At 66.3% G+C, this 16656-nt stretch carries 11 protein-coding genes; 4 read left to right on the forward strand and 7 right to left on the reverse strand.

Annotated features, from left to right (window positions below):
• Nucleotides 1-73: 73 nt before the first annotated feature.
• The gene (locus tag VT03_RS07180) at nucleotides 74-1231 is read right to left on the reverse strand and encodes an acyltransferase family protein (RefSeq protein WP_075092367.1); all 1158 of its coding nucleotides are present in this window, start codon (nucleotides 1229-1231) and stop codon (nucleotides 74-76) included.
• Between the two features lie 160 nt (nucleotides 1232-1391).
• Here VT03_RS07180 and VT03_RS07185 point away from each other — a divergent pair, with 160 nt between their 5' ends.
• A complete protein-coding gene (locus VT03_RS07185; RefSeq protein WP_075092368.1) occupies nucleotides 1392-2339 on the forward strand; it encodes a dihydroorotate dehydrogenase in 948 nt (315 codons plus the stop codon).
• A gap of 498 nt (nucleotides 2340-2837) precedes the next feature.
• On the opposite strand, the gene ftsH is transcribed toward VT03_RS07185, so the two are convergent.
• Nucleotides 2838-4796 (reverse strand): ATP-dependent zinc metalloprotease FtsH, encoded by a 1959-nt coding sequence (ftsH, locus tag VT03_RS07190; RefSeq protein WP_075092369.1) that lies wholly within the window; start codon nucleotides 4794-4796, stop codon nucleotides 2838-2840.
• A gap of 471 nt (nucleotides 4797-5267) precedes the next feature.
• Here ftsH and VT03_RS07195 point away from each other — a divergent pair, with 471 nt between their 5' ends.
• Nucleotides 5268-6236 carry a DUF1559 domain-containing protein gene (locus tag VT03_RS07195; protein WP_075092370.1) on the forward strand — a complete coding sequence of 323 codons (969 nt, stop codon included), beginning with the start codon at nucleotides 5268-5270 and terminating at the stop codon, nucleotides 6234-6236.
• 27 nt (nucleotides 6237-6263) lie between these two features.
• Here VT03_RS07195 and VT03_RS07200 read toward each other — a convergent pair whose 3' ends face one another.
• Genes VT03_RS07200 through VT03_RS07215 form a run of 4 tightly spaced genes read right to left on the reverse strand, consistent with a single transcriptional unit; the run spans nucleotide 6264 to nucleotide 11068 of the window.
• Nucleotides 6264-7598 (reverse strand): metal ABC transporter permease, encoded by a 1335-nt coding sequence (locus VT03_RS07200; RefSeq protein ID WP_075092371.1) that lies wholly within the window; start codon nucleotides 7596-7598, stop codon nucleotides 6264-6266.
• Between the two features lies 1 nt (nucleotide 7599).
• Nucleotides 7600-9105 carry an iron chelate uptake ABC transporter family permease subunit gene (locus tag VT03_RS07205; protein WP_231870614.1) on the reverse strand — a complete coding sequence of 502 codons (1506 nt, stop codon included), beginning with the start codon at nucleotides 9103-9105 and terminating at the stop codon, nucleotides 7600-7602.
• Nucleotides 9102-9956: a metal ABC transporter ATP-binding protein gene (locus tag VT03_RS07210; protein ID WP_075092372.1), complete on the reverse strand. Its 855-nt coding sequence runs from the start codon at nucleotides 9954-9956 to the stop codon at nucleotides 9102-9104. Before VT03_RS07210 ends, VT03_RS07205 begins: the two co-directional genes overlap by 4 nt.
• Nucleotides 9953-11068, reverse strand: coding sequence for a metal ABC transporter solute-binding protein, Zn/Mn family (locus VT03_RS07215; protein ID WP_231870615.1), 1116 nt, complete (start codon nucleotides 11066-11068; stop codon nucleotides 9953-9955). The genes VT03_RS07210 and VT03_RS07215 overlap by 4 nt, the downstream gene beginning before the upstream one ends.
• Nucleotides 11069-11633: 565 nt before the next feature.
• Between VT03_RS07215 and VT03_RS07220 the strand changes: the two genes are divergently transcribed.
• On the forward strand, nucleotides 11634-12446 hold the full coding sequence (locus tag VT03_RS07220; protein ID WP_075092374.1) for a DKNYY domain-containing protein: 813 nt from the start codon (nucleotides 11634-11636) through the stop codon (nucleotides 12444-12446).
• A 102-nt stretch (nucleotides 12447-12548) separates the two neighbouring features.
• Here VT03_RS07220 and argS read toward each other — a convergent pair whose 3' ends face one another.
• Nucleotides 12549-14513 carry an arginine--tRNA ligase gene (argS, locus tag VT03_RS07225; RefSeq protein WP_075092375.1) on the reverse strand — a complete coding sequence of 655 codons (1965 nt, stop codon included), beginning with the start codon at nucleotides 14511-14513 and terminating at the stop codon, nucleotides 12549-12551.
• Nucleotides 14514-14810: 297 nt separating this feature from the next.
• Between argS and VT03_RS07230 the strand changes: the two genes are divergently transcribed.
• Nucleotides 14811-16250 carry a hypothetical protein gene (locus tag VT03_RS07230; RefSeq protein ID WP_231870616.1) on the forward strand — a complete coding sequence of 480 codons (1440 nt, stop codon included), beginning with the start codon at nucleotides 14811-14813 and terminating at the stop codon, nucleotides 16248-16250.
• Nucleotides 16251-16656: the final 406 nt, after the last annotated feature.

Raw genomic sequence — 16656 nt, forward strand, 5'->3', positions numbered from 1 at the left:
CGCAAAGGGGGAACGGAGGCGAGATCACTCCACAGGGATTTGGGGCAGACTAGGAGACCTGGGCAAAGTGCCGTCAGGCCGCTCGGCGCACGGGAGCCGCCGGAAGAGCCACTGTCTCCGCAGCCCGGGTCGGAGCCGGCCAGAGTTGCTCCGTGATTCGCTTCCCGACCCGGATCATCGGCACCTCGAGCCAGCGGTAGCTGCACCGTCCCACCGCGATCGTGGCGAGAGCCGAACCGACCACGAGGCTGCCCCGCCAGTCCCCGGGAACGAGCCGCTGGAGCACGGTGAACACGAGGAAATGGCTCAGGTAGATGGAGTAACTCCACTCGCCGAGGCGCTCCAGCACGGGAGAGAGAAAGCTCCGGCCTGCCGGTCGCCGAGCCACAGCGGCGCAGCCTCCGACCGTTACGAGGAGCAGGGCTCCCCGCCGCCAACCGGTGACAAGATCGACGTCCGGCACTCCCAGGCTCAGGGCCGCAAAGAGCCCGAGGGCCAGAACGATCCACGCGGAGTTCGCCGCTCGATTCGCCTGCGGTCCCTGCGAAGTCCCGCGGACCAGCAGCATTCCGGCGACAAACAGAAGAAGGTGATTGGCGACGCTGGCGTAACAGGCGGACTGAGACGCGAAGTTCAGGAGCGGGTCGAGCAGCACGAACGCGAAGACCGCCGCCGGAACCGCCGAGCCCGCGAGGAGAAGCGGTCGCCAGGTGTCCCGCCGCGTCATCAGCCACATCAGCGGGGGAAAGAGCAGGTAGAACACCATCTCGATCCCGATCGACCACCCGGCAATCACCAGACTCTGCGTCGGATCGACGAGGCCGAACAGCAGCGACAGGTTTCCCACAACCTCCGCCAGCGACGGCATCGCGACGCCCGGCGTATGAAGGACATGAACGGCCGCCCATTTCAGCACGAGCGTCGCGGCCAGCACGGCATAGAACAGTGGGGCGATCCGGAAGAACCGCCGCACAAAAAACGTCCCGACCGTCCGCGGCCGCGAAAAATCGGTCCGCTCGTAAACGAACGCGAGACTCATCCCGCTGATGACGAAGAACGCCTCGACAGCGTAGAAGGCGACCGCGGAAAGCAGGCCGGAGAACCGGGGGCCGACATCAATCCCTGCCCACACCGTGTAGTGATAGAGCATCACCGAACAGGCCAGGATCCCCCGCAGCCCGTCGATCCCGTGGAGCCGCGGGGCAGGCGGGGCAAGGACGGATGTCTGCATGGAGGAGCCCTGCCGCGAGGAATCGAACAGCCGGCGAACGCTATCGGCCCAGTTTCGGTCGGGTCAATCCGAATCCGCGGCGGCCGATCGGCTGACAGGGGCCGGCAAATCCCCGATACTTCGCTCCCTCTCCGTTTCCCGTTGCCGCCGAAGCCCCTCCATGCCGGACCTGTCCGTCACCCTCAACCGCCTCCGTCTGAAAAACCCGATCCTGGTCGCCTCGGGAACCTTCGGCTACGCCCGCGAAATGCAGGCCTTCGTCGACTTCCGCAAGCTCGGCGGGATCATCCCCAAGACCGTGACGCCCCATCCGCGGGCGGGCAATCCCCCGCCGCGGACGGTCGAGACCTCGTCGGGAATGCTGAACGCGATCGGCCTCGACAACGACGGGATCGAGACCTTCATCACGAAGCACGTCGACTACCTGACGTCGCTCGGGACGGCGATCATCGCCAACATCGCGGGGACGAACGTCGATGACTTCGCGCGGATGGCGGAGCGGCTGACGCAGTGCCCAGGCCTGGCGGCGGTGGAGCTCAATATCTCGTGCCCGAACGTGAGCTGCGGGGTCGACCTGGCCCAGAACCCGGACGCGGCGTTCGCCGTCGTGGCGGCCGCCCGAAAGGCGTGCGACTTCCCGATCATCGCCAAGCTCACGCCGAACGTGACCGACATCGTCTCGATCGCCCGGGCGGTCCATGCGGCGGGGGCGGATGCGGTCTCGTGCGTGAACACGTTCCAGGGAATGGCGATCGACTGGCGGCGGCGGAAGCCGATCCTCGGAAACACGATCGGCGGTCTCAGCGGGCCGGCGATCAAGCCGCTCGCCCTGCGGTGCGTGTGGCAGGTGGCGAAGGCGGTCCCGATTCCGATCATCGGTGTCGGCGGGATTGCGACGATCGACGACGTGATGGAGTTTCTCGTCGCCGGGGCGACGGCGGTGCAGATCGGGACGGCCAACTTCTATAACCCGGCCGGCTCGGGTCAGCTCGTCGATCAGCTCGACAAGACGCTCGCCGACCTTGGCGTCGAGCGGGTCACGGACATTGTCGCCACGCTCCAGGACGGCCGCCCGTTCGCCTGCCAGCCGGCGGCGGCGAACCCGTGATCTGTGGCCCCTTCCGTATCGATTGAGGCACAGGGTGTGTTTTGCGCGGGGGCAGATGGGCTCAAACCGCGTCCTTGCCGGCACGACTTTGTCACCTCAAACCCAACGTGCCACGGCAGCCTGGGGTCAAGGGGGCCACGCCCCCTTGCCGCCGGAGGCACTTCCATGAGGAACCGTGGTAAGCAACGGATGTCCCCTTTGTGGCACCCGCTATGAGAACTCCTGCACACCACACCGCTCGCTTTGTAATCCCCGCGGGTTGGTGAGGGGGGCATACGGCACTGTGTCCGCGCTTGGACACGTACTCCTTCAGACAGTTCTCGACGGCCAGACCTCCGGCGGGCAAGAGGGCTTCGCCCCCTTGCATCCCCCACCAGGGGTACCCCCTGGACCCCGGTTCTTGGGCTGGTAAGGCGGGGGGACGTAGATGCCGTCTCCACGGCTCACAAACGACTGCGCAAGACTCAGTCGCCACAAGCACATAGGGCCACTGCCAACCTAAACGTCCTGCGACTTCGTGATGTGAGCACTCGACGAGCGCGGAGTCGCCGGACCAATGAGGTTCGTGATCTCGTCGGTGTCGATCAGCTCCTTGTCGAGGAGCGCCTCGGCCAGCTTGTCGAGCTTCTCACGGTTCTCAGCGAGCAGCGACGACGCCTGACGCTGCGCTGTCGTCAGGAACTTCTGGATCTCCTGATCAATGACGTGCGCCGTCGCCTCGCTGAACTGCCGGTGCTCGTGGATCTCCTTGCCAAGGAACGGATGCTCCTCGCCATCACGGAACGCTGCCGGCCCGATGACGTCGCTCATCCCCCAGTAGGCGATCATCCGCCGGGCAATCCCCGTGGCCCGCCGCAGGTCGTCTTCGGCCCCCGCGGTGAACTCGTCGAAGACCAGCTTTTCAGCCGCCCGCCCGCCGAGATAGACCGCCAGCTGCGAGCGGAGCTGCCGCTCGCCGATGCTCATCCGCTCGTCCTGCGGAAGGAACTGCGTCACGCCGAGCGCCCGGCCGCGGGGAACGATCGTCACCTTATGAACCGGATCGACCTCCGGCAGGATCCAGGCCAGCAGAGCATGCCCCGCCTCGTGGTAGGCGGTCATCCGCCGCTCGTGCGGGTTGAGGACTTCTTCCCGGACGACCCCCATCAGGATCTTGTCCTGGGCCGCCTCGAAATCCTGGCTGTCGACGGCGCTCTTACCGTCGCGGGTCGCGTGCAGGGCCGCCTCGTTGACGAGGTTCTTGAGGTCCGCCCCCGCAAAGCCGATCGTCCCGGCCGCGATCTTGTCCAGCCGGACGTCCGGCGCAAGCGGAACCTTGCGGCTGTGGACCTTGAGGATCGCCTCACGGCCCTTCTTCGTCGGCCGGTCGACGGTGACATGCCGGTCGAAGCGGCCGGGGCGGAGGAGAGCGGGGTCGAGAACGTCGGGCCGGTTCGTCGCCGCGATGACGATGACCGCCTCGTTGGACTGAAAGCCGTCCATCTCCGAAAGGATCTGGTTGAGCGTCTGCTCCCGCTCGTCATGTCCGCCGCCGAGCCCCGCCCCGCGGACACGGCCGACGGCATCGATCTCGTCGACGAAGATGATCGCCGGAGCCGCTTCCTTGGCGGTCCGGAACAGGTCGCGGACGCGGCTCGCCCCGACGCCGACAAACATCTGGATGAACTCGGAGCCGTTGATCGAGAAGAACGGCACCCCCGCCTCGCCGGCGCAGGCCCGGGCCAGCAGGGTCTTGCCGGTCCCCGGAGGGCCGTTCAGCAGGACCCCCTTGGGAATCTGCGCACCGAGCCGCTGGAACTTGGAAGGGTCCTTGAGGAACTCGACCACCTCGGTCAGCTCCCGCTTGGCCTGCTCCATGCCGGCCACGTCGTCGAACGTCGTCTTCTGGTCGCTCGGGCGGAACCGCTTGGCCGGGCTGCGAATGAAGCCGCCGAGCATCCCCGACCCCATCGGGTCGGCCGAGCGGCGCATCATGTAAATCATCATGGCGATCAGCAGGAACGCCGGCAGCAGGTAGATGAACGCCTCGGTGACGTACCCCTTTTCCGGGGTCTTCACCGTGAGGTCGACCGCCGCCGCCTCCAGCCGGTCGAGGAGTTTGCGTTCCTCAACGAGCGGCAGCTCGGTCTGGAACTCGAGGGGGAGCTCCGCGGGGGCCGACGTATCCTCGGCCGCCGCCGGGTTCTTGGGCTTCGCCTTGAACTTGCCGGTGATGTGCAGGCCGGAGAGGGTGACGGTCTGGACGTTCTTCTTCTCGATCTGCTCCATGAAGACGCTGTAGGAGATCACGGTCGGCGGCCGGCCGGTGATGAACAGCGACACAATCACGACGATCAGCAGGCTGATCGTAAGCAGAAAAATGATCCGCGCCGGAAGAGGGGGCTGCGGGGGAGGGGCCTGGCGACCGGCGTTGTCACGCGAGTCCGGATTGGAGGGACGCTCGGTTGGATCAGACATCGGTCGCTTTCGCAAATCTCCTGGGCGAGCCCAGAAAGCTACACGAGGGGGCCAAGTCCCGCAACCAGGGCATCCGCCCTGGACCCGGTAGGCCGGCAACCACGGGTTGCGCAAAGGAGACGCGTCGGCCCGGCGCGCCGTCTGAGCAGCCACCAGACCGCTGCCGCATTTTCAACTTGAACACGATCCCGCCTTGCACGGCTCGTGCCCGCTCCTTCCCGTGCCCCTGTTGCCACCCCGTCCGCCGAAACGCCGGGCCTGGGAAATAGTCCCTGGCCACCAGCGATCATTCCCGCGACGCCTCGCCAGGCGATCCGAAGCTCCGCCACCGCCCCGTTCCTTGACAGTGCGAGTCTACCGGGATAATCATTCAAACGGCTGCTTGATCGTTTTCCCCCGGGCAGCCTCCGCTTTGCTGCTTCCGTTCCGCCCGCCTCCTTGCCCCTCCTCCTCCCAGCTGAGACTCGAATTATGCGCCGGCGTCATGGTTTCACGTTGATCGAACTGCTTGTGGTCATTGCCATCATCGCCGTCCTCGTGGCGATCCTCCTTCCCGCCGTCCAGCAGGCCCGCGAAGCCGCCCGCGCGACGCAGTGCAAGAACAACATGAAGCAGCTCGGCCTGGCGCTGCACAACTACGAGGGGACGTTCGGCCTGTTCCCGCCCAGCAGTACCAGCGGCTTCGGTCGCGGGGTGTGGAACTACACGGGCGCCGCGAGCGACCGGGATCCGACAGTCCACCTCCACAGCTTCGCCAGCCTGATCCTGCCGAACCTCGACCAGACTGCGATCGCGAACCGGATCGACTACAACGTCTCCGCCCTGGCGGCCGGGGCGAACCGGGAGATGGCCACCAAGATCATTCCGGCGTACCGCTGCCCCAGCTACGCCGGCCCGTCGTTCTATAGCACCGACGCCCTGTACGCGAACAATACGACCGCCTTCGGCGCCGCGACGCCGAACGTCTTCGCCCTCCGCAACTATGTCGCCGTCGGAGCGAAAACGGTCGTCGGCCTTTCCGGCGCGATCCCGGCCGAAGGGATCATGTTTCCGGGCTCCCGGACCCGGATCGCGGATATCACCGACGGCACGACGAACACGATCATTCTGGCCGAAACTAAAGAGGATAAGGCCGCGGTCTGGATCGATGGAACCTCGGGCTCGGTGGCGGCGCGGTTCTTCGATATGACGAACTCGCCGACCTTCGCCGGCCGCTCGGTGTCGATCAACTACCAGCCGTACTACTTCTACCCGCTTCCGGGATCGATCAACCAGAACTGGGGCCCGTCGAGCTACCACACCGGCGGAGCGACGCACCTCGTCGCCGACGGCTCGGTCCAGTTCCTCTCGGAGAACATCAACCCCGAGCTCTACGACGCCATGGTGACCAAGTCGAACGGCGGCCCCGAAACAGCCGCCGGCGTCAAGGTCCAGTGGTAAGCCCTTGCAAGGCGTGGCCGAGCCCGCTCACTTGGGCTCGGTCGGAATCGGCTGACCGTGGGGATCCACGGTCGGCTGGCTCGTCGCCTGATCGAGCTGCTCCCGCATCGAGTGGTCGGTGAAGTGCTCGTACTGCTCCGCCTTGCGGTGGATCCGGTCCGCTTCGAGGCCGGCGTGCGAGACGAGGTACTGCTCCCACAGCCGGTGCGACCGGACGAGATTCTGGGCATGCGTCCGTCCGGCGGCGGAGAGGCGATAGACATCGCTCGCGGTCTCGACCTGGCCGCGCCGCCCGAGCAGGAACAGCGCCGCCCGGAGCGAGAGGCGGTCCGCCAGCAGGACGTCGCGAAGATGCTCGGCGGTGGCGGGGGTCGCTCCCTGCCGCTCCTCGATCCGGTACAGAAGGGCGACGACGTCGTCGGTCAGGATCTGCCAAGCCAGCATCCGCTGACGCACGAAACGGACCAGGACGCCGTGACGAGGTCCAAGCGTCGCCGCCAGGAGCAGGAACAGCCCCGCGGCGACTGCCATCATGCCGGCGGTCGTCGTGCTCTGCAGGCCGAACCAATGCGGGATCGTGAGCGCGCCGACGTGTCCCGCGAAGGCTGAGAGCGCCGCCAGCAGGGCGCTCAGGCCGATCATCGGCCCCAGCCGGTCCGTCAGGAGATACGCCGCCGCCGGGGGGACGATGAACATCGCCACGACGAGGATGTTCCCCACGCTCTCGAAGCTGGCGACCGCCGTGATCGCCACGAGGACCATCAGCAGGTAGTGCATGAGCTTCGCGCTGATCCCGGACGTCGTCGACAGGGCCGGGTCGAAAGAGCTGATCTTGAGCTCCTTATAGAACAGCCCGACGAACAGCGCATTGATGACGGCCACCACGGAGAGTGTCGCCACCGCCCGCGGGACCTCCAGCCCCAGGATCGAGACGGTGTCGAGCGGCGTGAGCTCGATGGCACCGTACAGGACGCAGCCCGGATCGAGGTCGACGTGATCGGCCGCCTGGACGATCAGGACGAGCCCCAGGGCAAAGAGCGACGTGAAGACGACCCCCATCGAGGCCCCTTCGTCGACCTGCCCGATCCCGCGGACCCACTCGGTGAAGAAGGCGGTCAGGATTCCGACCGCCACCGCGCCCACGAACATCGGCCAGCTGCTGCGGCTGTCGCTGACGAGGAACGCGACCGCCAGCCCCGGCAGGACGGCGTGGGTGATGGCGTCCCCCAGCATGCTCATCCGCCGCAGGACGAGGAAGTTCCCCAGGAGCGACGCCGAGACGGCACACAGGATCCCCGCCAGGACGATCCAGCCATCGAGCGCCCAACTCCAGTTCGGCACCAGTGTGATCGCAAGCGACATCTTACCGGACTCCTTCCGGTCGAGCGGTCCGCGCAGCCGCGGGAGGGACCGACTCCAGTCCGTGCGGGCTCGCCGGCGCGCCGGGCGTTCCCTGCTGAAGGAGTTCCTCCAGCTCCGCGATCACTTCGGGCTCCAGAACATGCTCGATGGCGTCGGCGTCTCGGTCGACGCGGCTGGGAGCGATGTCGGCATGGGCAATCAGGTACAGCTCCCACAGGCGGTGCTGCCGGGTGAGTCGGATTCCTTCGAGGGCGCCGCGGCGGGTGAGCCGGATCGGCTCCGTCCCCCATTCGATCAGCTCGTCATGCCGGGCCCGCTGGATCGCGCCCCGCAGACGGGCCGGGGACCAGGACCGTTTTCCCAACAGGGCCGCGAACGTGACGTTCGCGGACGAGGCCGGGCCCGGGCCAGTCGCGGTTTCCTGCAACTCATGAATCGCCCGCAGGAGGTGCTGCCGGTCGATGCTCCGGGCGAGGTCCCACCGTCGCCGAACCCGGTGCAGGACGCCGCGGGCCGATCCGAACACGAGGCTGACACCGAAGAGAGACGTCGAGACGAGGACGATCATCGCCCCGGATGGGACTTTCGAGAACAGGGCGCTCATCCCCGCCCCCGCCAGTCCGCTGAAGGCGCCGAGCCCCCCCGAGATGAGGAACATCCGCGACAGCTTCTCCGTCCAGAACCGGGCGGCCGCCGCCGGAATGACGAGCATGGCGACCATCAGGATCAGTCCGACCGCCTGCAGACCAACGATCGTGACGACCACCACGAGGGCCATGAGGGTCAGATCGAGGAACAGGACCGGCATCCCGGCCGCCCCGGCGAACCCCTCGTCGAAGCAGAGGAGTTTCAGTTCCTTAAACAGGAGCACACAGGCGACGACGCAGACGAAGGCCGAGACGGCGATGATCGTCGTGTCGCCCGTCCCCATCGAGGCGGTCTTGCCGTAGACGAACGACTCCAGCCCCGCGGCGTGTCCCTTCTCCATCTGCTGGATCAGGCCGAGGAGCGCGGCCCCGGCGCCGAAGAAGACGCTGAGGACCGCGCCGAGCGCCGTGTCCTCTTTGAGCCGCGTCAGGTTGCGGATGAGCAGGATCGCCGCGACTCCCAGGAGCCCCGTGACGGTCGCCCCCAGGAGCAGGAGCGGCAGCGATTTGCCGTCGCCCCCCCACCGCGTGGCGACGAGGAACGCGAGGCAGATCCCGGGGAGCGTCGCATGGCTCAGGGCGTCCCCCATGAGAGCCCGCTTCCGGAGAAGCATGAACGAGCCGACCATCCCGGAGGCACAGCCGAGGAGCATCGTCCCCAGCAGCACGACCCGGGTGTTGTAGTCCTCGAGCAACAGCACCCGCCGCCACTGGGCCGCGGAGGGCCAGGCGAGCGATCGCCCCGCCAGCGAACGATCGGTTGCCGGAGAGGCGGGGCGGGGAGGCGGTTCGGCCTGGGCCGCCGGCGCCACCAGGAGGAGGCTCCCCCACAGGACCAGCAGAAAGATCGCGCGGCTCACAGTGATCGCTCCCGGCGGCGCATCGCCTCGGAGACTTCGTCCAGGAGCGTGAGCCGCCCGCCATAGGTCTTCTGGAGATTCTCGGGAGTAAAGACCTCCGCGACCGGGCCGTGCGCCACGACCCGCATGTTGAGGAGGATCACGTGATCGAAGTACTCGGGGACGGTCTGGAGGTCGTGATGAATCACGAGAACCGTCTTCCCCCGCTCTTTCATCTCCCGCAGGAGGTCGACGATCGCCCGTTCCGTCGCGGCATCGACCGCGGCGAACGGCTCATCCATCAGGTAGAGGTCCGCGTCCTGCACGAGCGCCCGGGCGAGGAAGGTCCGCTGCTGCTGGCCACCGGAGAGCTGGCTGATCTGCCGCCGCGCGAGGTCCGCGATCCCGACGCGGCTGAGGGCTTCTAGCGCCAGTTCGCGATGCTTGCGACGGACCGGCAGGCACCAGCCGATCTTCCCGTACAGGCCCATCGTCACGACATCGAGGGCGTCCACGGGAAAGTCCCAGTCGACGCTCTCCCGCTGCGGGACGTAACCGACCCGGTTCCGGCTGCGGCGGTACGATTCCCCGAACAGCCGGATCCGCCCCGACGCGCGGGGAATGAGATCCATGATCGCCTTGAGGAGCGTGCTTTTCCCCGCTCCGTTCGGTCCGACAACGCCGACGAGCCGACCGGGCGGGATGTCGAAGCTGACGTCCCAGATGACCGGCTTGCGATGGTAAGCGACCGTCAGGTCATAGACCGACAGGGGGACCGCGGTCCCATTGAAATCCTGTCCCGTTCCCGTCGCCTCCCGGCCCGGACTCCGGCCTTCCGCAGCGGCGATGTTCGGTTCGATCGGGGAATTCATTGTGCTGCCCCCGCGCCTGCGGTCGCGGCCGGTGCGGCTTCGTTGTTCGGCAGAGGGGCAGCGGACGACGCGTGGGCGAGCCGGCCGTTGAGTCCCGCTTCCGGGGCGGTTCCGCCGAGAGCCCGCGTCACCAGTGTGATGTTGTGGTCGAGCATCCCGACGTAGGTCCCTTCATAGGTCCCGTGTTCCCCCATGGCGTCGGAGTAGAGCTCGCCTCCGACCCGAATGACGTGCTTCCGGTTCCGTGCTCCTTCGACGAGGGCGTCGATGCTCTTGCGCGGGACGCTGCTTTCGACGAACAGGGCGGGCAGTTTCCGGGCCACGATCTCGTCGACCAGTTCATTGACCCGCTGCAGGCCGGCTTCCGATTCGGTCGACAGCCCCTGGATTCCCTGGACATCGAGGCTGTAGGCGCGGCCGAAGTAGTTGAAGGCGTCGTGCGACGTGATGAGCGTCCGGGCCTCCTTGGGAATCGAGGCGATCGACTTGAGGCCGTAGTCGTGGAGCTTCGCCAGGTCCTCGCGATACCGGGCGGCGTTCCGCTGATAGTCCGCCGCGTGGGGCGGATCGAATTTCGCCAGTTCCGATTCGACGACCTCGACGCACCGCGACCAGGCGGAGACATCCATCCAGACGTGCGGGTCGAAATGCCCGGCGAAATCTTCGGGCTCGAGGAGCGTGGCAGGCTCGAGTTCCTCCGTCACAGCGACGACGGGCTTGGTCCGTGCCACCTTGACGAGGGTGTCGACCATTTTTCCTTCCAGCATCAGGCCGGAGTAGAAGACGACATCGCCGGCCATAATGGTCCGGACGTCGTCCCGGGTTGCCTTGTAGAGATGAGGGTCGACTCCGGCCCCCATGATCTGGGTGACCTCGACGTGGTCGCCGCCGACGTTCCGGACGAGATCGGCCACCATCCCGACGGTCGCGACCGCCTTGATCGCTCCCGTTCGGGCGGTGTTGCCCGCGCCCGTTGGAGCCGTGTCTTTCGCCGCCGGCGAGGCGCTATCGCAGCCGCTCATCCAGACGAGGGCGAGGAACAGCGTCGCCAGCCGCGGGAGAGTCAGAAAACGGTGGCCCTGATGAGCGGAGACAGGGGAGGGCGATTCCACAGTCCAGTCCAGGTCACGAATTCCCCACTCCAACATTGTGCCTCCCGAGGCAGTCCTCCGCGGGATCGCTGCAAAGACAGCATCCCGGTCCGGCTGAAAATTGTACCCTAAGCTACATCTTCGTCAAGAGGGCTCCCTCCGGAGCAGGTTTTCTCAATTTCTCACCGGGTCCAGGGGCACCCTGGTGGGGGATGCAAGGGGGCAACGCCCTCTTGCCCGCCGGAGGCCCTCTCGTCGAGAGATCTCTGAAGGAGAGAGTGTCCAAACGCGGACAACGTGCCGTATGCCCCCTCACCAACCCGCGGGGACTGCAGAGCGAGCGGTCAGTCCTCAGCGCCGGTGCCACAAAGCGGTCGCCCGTTGCGTTCCACGGTTCCTCATGGAAGTGCCTCCGGCGGCAAGGGGGCGTGGCCCCCTTGACCCCAGGCTGCCGTGGCACATTGGGTTTGAGCGACCAGAGCTGTGCCGGCAAGAACGTGTTTCCGCTCAATCGTTGCGATGAGGCCCCGCCCAGCCGACAATCCCACAACGGCAGCAAGCTTCCGACATCCGCCGGGCCGCGTCCATGTCCGCACGCTTCAGACCCCTCGTATCCTTCACTCGAGTCGCCATCGCCGGCCTCGTCCTCGCGGGCTGCGACACCACCTGGTTCCGCCCGGCTCACTTCAGCTTCCTCAACGGCGAATGGAAATGGGTCGGCCGCAACGCCGCAGTCGGCCGACACGAACATGCGATCGGCGCCGACCCGAAAACATTCGCCATCCTCGACGACCCCCGGTACGCCAAAGACGTCAAAACCGTCTTCTATCGCGGCGGAAAGATCGTCGACGCCGATCCGGCGTCGTTCGAGATCATGCCCGATGAAGTCGGAGTCTCCGGCCGGCTCTATACGCGGGACCGCTACCACGTCTTCCTCGACGGCAAGACCATCCCCGGCGCCGATCCCGCCACTTACCGCGTGATCCAGGCCCCCTTCGGCCGCGACGCCAGGAATGTCTACTGCGGCACGCTCACCGTCTACGGCGCCGATCCGGCCACATTCACCGTCCTCACGGAATCCACCAGCTGGAGCCACATGGGGGAGCCTGAGCACTTCCTCCGCCACAACGGCCCCGCCTTCGCCAAAGCCGACGTCTCCCAGGAGCGTCCCGCGATTCTGACAACGTGCACGTGGTCCCGCGATTCGCGGAGCTACTTTTACAACGCCTCCCGCGTCGAGGACGCCGACTACGAGACGTTCCAACTGATCGACACCCGAGAGGCCCGGGATAAGAACGGCCGCTTCATCTGTCAGTACCGAAAAGAGGACTACCAGGAAAAGGTCCACGGAGCCTGGCCCTTGGAACAGGCCAGGCAAGCCCGAGCGGAGGCGCCGTAGAGCACAGTGCGGGCACCCCGCTTCGAGTGATCGGCCGGGCGCGATCCACCGAGCTGTTGCTCGCTGATTTCGCGTCGGAATGACTCTGCAGGCCGACCGAAGCTACATCCGGTCGATCGTCTGGATCCCCAGGAGTTCCAGACCGATCCGGATCACTCGCCCGGTCAGGTCGGTCAACCGCAGGCGGCTGGCGCGGATCGCCGGGTCTGGCTCCTTGGCGACTTCACAGGCGTCATAGAACGAGCTGAACGCCGAAGCGAGTCCGAATAGATACGACGTCAGAACGTTCGGCCGGTAGTCCTGGACGACCCCTTCGAGCGTTTCCGAGAGCCGCAGGATCGCCACTGCCAGCGCCCGTTCCGCCGGATGGCCGACGACGACCGGGGTCCCCTGGAGCGAGTCCGAAGCAACGCCCGCCTTCCGCAGAATCCCCCGCGTCCGGGCGAAGGCGTACTGCATGTAGGTCGCGGTGTCCCCCTCCTTGGCGAGCATCGTCTTGAGGTCGAAGGTGTAGTCGCTGTCCCGGCTGATCCGCAGGTCGGCGTACTTCACCCCGCCGATCCCCACGATCCCGGCAATCCGCCGCATCTCGGCGTCGTCGAGGAGGTCATCGGCCCCCTTCTCCTTCTTGAACGCCTCGTTCGCCTCGACCACCCGCAGCGCCTCTTCGACCGCCTCATCGAGAAGACTCTCCAGGCCGACCGTGTCCCCCGAGCGGGTCTTGTACGGACGGCCGTCCTTGCCGAGGACCGTCCCGAAGTTCACGTGCTTGAGCCGGACCGGAGCCAGGCCCCACCGCCCGCAGGTCTTGAAGAGCATCTCGAAGTGCTCTCCCTGCCGGGTGTCGACGACGTACAGGATCTCCTCCGCCCCGAACTGATCGAGCCGGTACTTCACCGTCGCCAGGTCGGTCGTCGCGTAGGTGTAGGCCCCGTCCGCCTTCTGGACGATGAACGGCGCCCGGTGCCCCTCCAGGAACACGACCTGCGCGCCGTCGCTCTCGACGGCGAGCCCCTTCTGGCGCAAGCTGGCAACGGTCTCCGCCAGGAACGGGTTGTAGAAACTCTCACCAAGCGTCATGTCGAACGAGATGCCGAGGCGGTCGTACATCCCCTGCAGCGCCGTCAGGCACTGCGGAATGAACTGCTGCCACAGCTGATTGTTCTCCGCGTCGCCGGCGTGGAGCTTCGCCGTCTCGTCCCGCGCGAGCCGGGCGATCTGCGGATGGGCGCTCGCGACCTTCAGCAGATCGGCATCGGCTTCGACGGCAGCAACCTTCCGCTTCGTCGACGCCAGCTCCTCCTGAGACCCCTTGAGGTCTTCCCGAAGCTTCTTGAGCGTCTTGCCGGTGTTCTTGTCCTTCGGGTCGAGCTTCGCTTCCTGCGTCTTCAGGTCCGCCGCCTGCTGCTCGGCCTGCCGCGCCAGGTTAGCGAGAGCACCCTTCGCCTCATGGAAATCGCCAAGCTGATTGACCAGCCGGTAGAGCCGCGCCAGCTCCGCGACGGGATCCCGCTCATACGCCGCCGGGTCCAGGAAGTGCTTGAACCCGTAAATGATCATCCCGAACTGCGTCCCCCAGTCCCCGATATGGTTGTCCGACCGGACGTCGTGACCAAGGAACTTGAGGATGTGGTACAGCGCCGCCCCGATGACGCTGCTCCGCAGGTGCCCGACGTGCATCGGCTTGGCGACGTTCGGACCGGAGTAGTCGATCACGACCTTCCGTGGCGGGGAGGCGGACTCGACCCCGACACGGGCGTCGTCGGCAGCCCGGCTCACTTCGCCGGCCAGCCAGTCGTTCCGCAGCCGCAGGTTAATAAACCCCGGCCCCGCCACTTCCGGCGCGTCGCACAGGTCATCGATCTTCAGCCGGTCGACGACCGACTGCGCGACATCGCGCGGGGACTTCCCGAGCTGCTTCCCGAGCGACATGGCGAAGTTCGCCTGGTAGTCGCCGAACTTCGGATCCTGAGCGGACCGGATCATCGGAAGACAGGCGGCCGGATCGGGAGCGATCCCCTCGAGGGCGGCGGCAAAGCGGGACTGAAGGAGGGCCAGGATGTTCATGCGGCGGAGTGTAACGGCCGTTTTCCCAAGTCGCACCAGCGTCCGCCGGCCCCGGGAACGCCGGAACACCGATTCGGTCGGTGGGGCCCGATGTCGGGTTGAACAAAGGACATCCATCGGCGGGTGAAGGTTCTCTTCCGCTTCCTTCGATCCCTGAGCGCGGCCCCTTGACCCATCCAGCCTCACCAACTCGAATGCCATCCAACAGATCAACAACCGGTCATGCGATCGGACCGGTCGCGATGTCGCAGTCCGTCAGCCCCAGTTCGGTCCCCGCCGAACGCAGGAGAGAGTGTCATGAGTTGGATGTGCCGAAGGATGTTCCTGGTCGCGATCGCCGCCCTCTGGCTCCCCCTCCCGTCGGGAATCGCCCGCGGCGCCGAGGGAAAGACGTTCCGCGCGGGAGCCTTCGTCGCCAACATCACTCCGGAAAAGTTCCCGATCTCGGTCAACGGGAACATGCGGGACGTCCAGGCGACCAAAGCTCATGATCCGCTCAGCGCCCGCTGCCTCGTCCTTGACGACGGCACAACGCAACTGGTGATCGTCGTCGTCGACAGCTGCATGATCCCCCGCGAGCTCTTCGACCGGGCCAAGACCGAGATCGAGAAGCGGATCGGCCTGCCGACGACGCGGATGATGATGTCCGCCACCCACACCCACGAGGCGGTCACCGTCGCCGGCGTCTTCCAGAGCGAGCCGGAGCCGGAGTACGTCGAATTCCTGATCGGCAAGATCGCCGACGGCGTCGAGACCGCCTGGAAGCAGCGCGAGCCGGCGAAGGTGGGTTGGGCCGTCGGCTCCGACCCGTCGCAGGTCTTCAACCGCCGCTGGTACACCGCCGAGGGAGTCGCCAACAGCGACCCGTTCGGCCAGACGACCGACAAGGTGCGGATGAACCCGGGGTTCTCGAAGGAGATCAAGACGAAGCCCTCCGGACCGGTCGATCCCGAGGTCTCGCTACTGTCCGTGCAGTCCAAGGAGGGCCGGCCGATTGCCCTGCTGGCGAACTACGCCCTGCACTACGTCGGCGGCGTGGAGCCGCTCTCGGCGGATTACTTCGGGGAGTTCGCCGTCCGGATCGCGCAACGGATCGACGCCATGAAGGTGGAGCCGCCGTTCGTGGGGATCATGTCGAACGGGACGAGCGGGAATATCAACAACGTGAACTACGGTCTGGAGTCGATCGTCCGCAAGCAGCCGTTCGAGCAGATCCAGCACGTGGCGGCGAGTGTCGCCGATGCGGCTTATCAGGCGTATCAGAAGATCGAGTACAAGGACTGGATCGAGCTCAAGACGGCGGAAGAGGAGGTCGAGCTCGGTGTCCGGCTGCCGACGGCGGAGGACCTGGCGGCGGCCCGCAAGCGGCTGGAGGCGGCGGGGGCGGGGCCGTATTCGGCGCGGGAGGATATTTACGCCCGCGAGACGGTCCTGATGTCCGCGTATCCGAAGACAGTGAAGGCGCGGTTGCAGGCGTTCCGGATTGGCGAGCTGGGGATTGTCAGCAGCCCGTGCGAGACGTTTGTGGAGACGGGTCTGGCGATCAAGAAGGAGAGTCCGCTCAAGCCGACGTTCTGTATTGAGTTGGCGAATGGATACAACGGCTATCTGCCGACGCCGGAGCATCATGAGTTGGGTGGCTATGAGACGTGGCGGGCGCGGTCGAGCTATCTGGACGCGGCAGCGGAGCCGAAGATTCGCTCAACGCTCCTCAAACTCCTCAACCAGGTAAAATAACCGGGTCCAGGGGGCACCCTGGTGGGGGATGCAAGGGGGCCTGTGTTGTTTCTTTGGCCCCTCTTGCCCGCCGGAGGCCTGGCCGTCGAGAGATGTCTGAAGGAGAGTGTGTCCAAGCGCGGAGACCGTCCCGGATGCCCCCTCACCAACCCGCGGAGATTGCAAAGCGAGCGGTGAGTCCTCAACGCCGGTTCCACAAAGCGGACATCCATTGTGTCCCACGGTTCCGCGACGAAAATGCCTCCGGCGGCAAGGGGGTAAGACCCCCTTGGCCCCAGCCTGCCGTGGCACATTGGGTTTGAGCTAGGGACGTCGTACCGGCGAGGACGCGGTTCGAGCCGCCGCTGTCGTGCGAAAGGACCGTGGCCTACAATTCCGCCCATCGGCCCCGTTCCCCCGCCCCGAC

The sequence above is a fragment of the Planctomyces sp. SH-PL14 genome, assembly GCF_001610835.1.
Classification (GTDB): domain Bacteria; phylum Planctomycetota; class Planctomycetia; order Planctomycetales; family Planctomycetaceae; genus Planctomyces_A.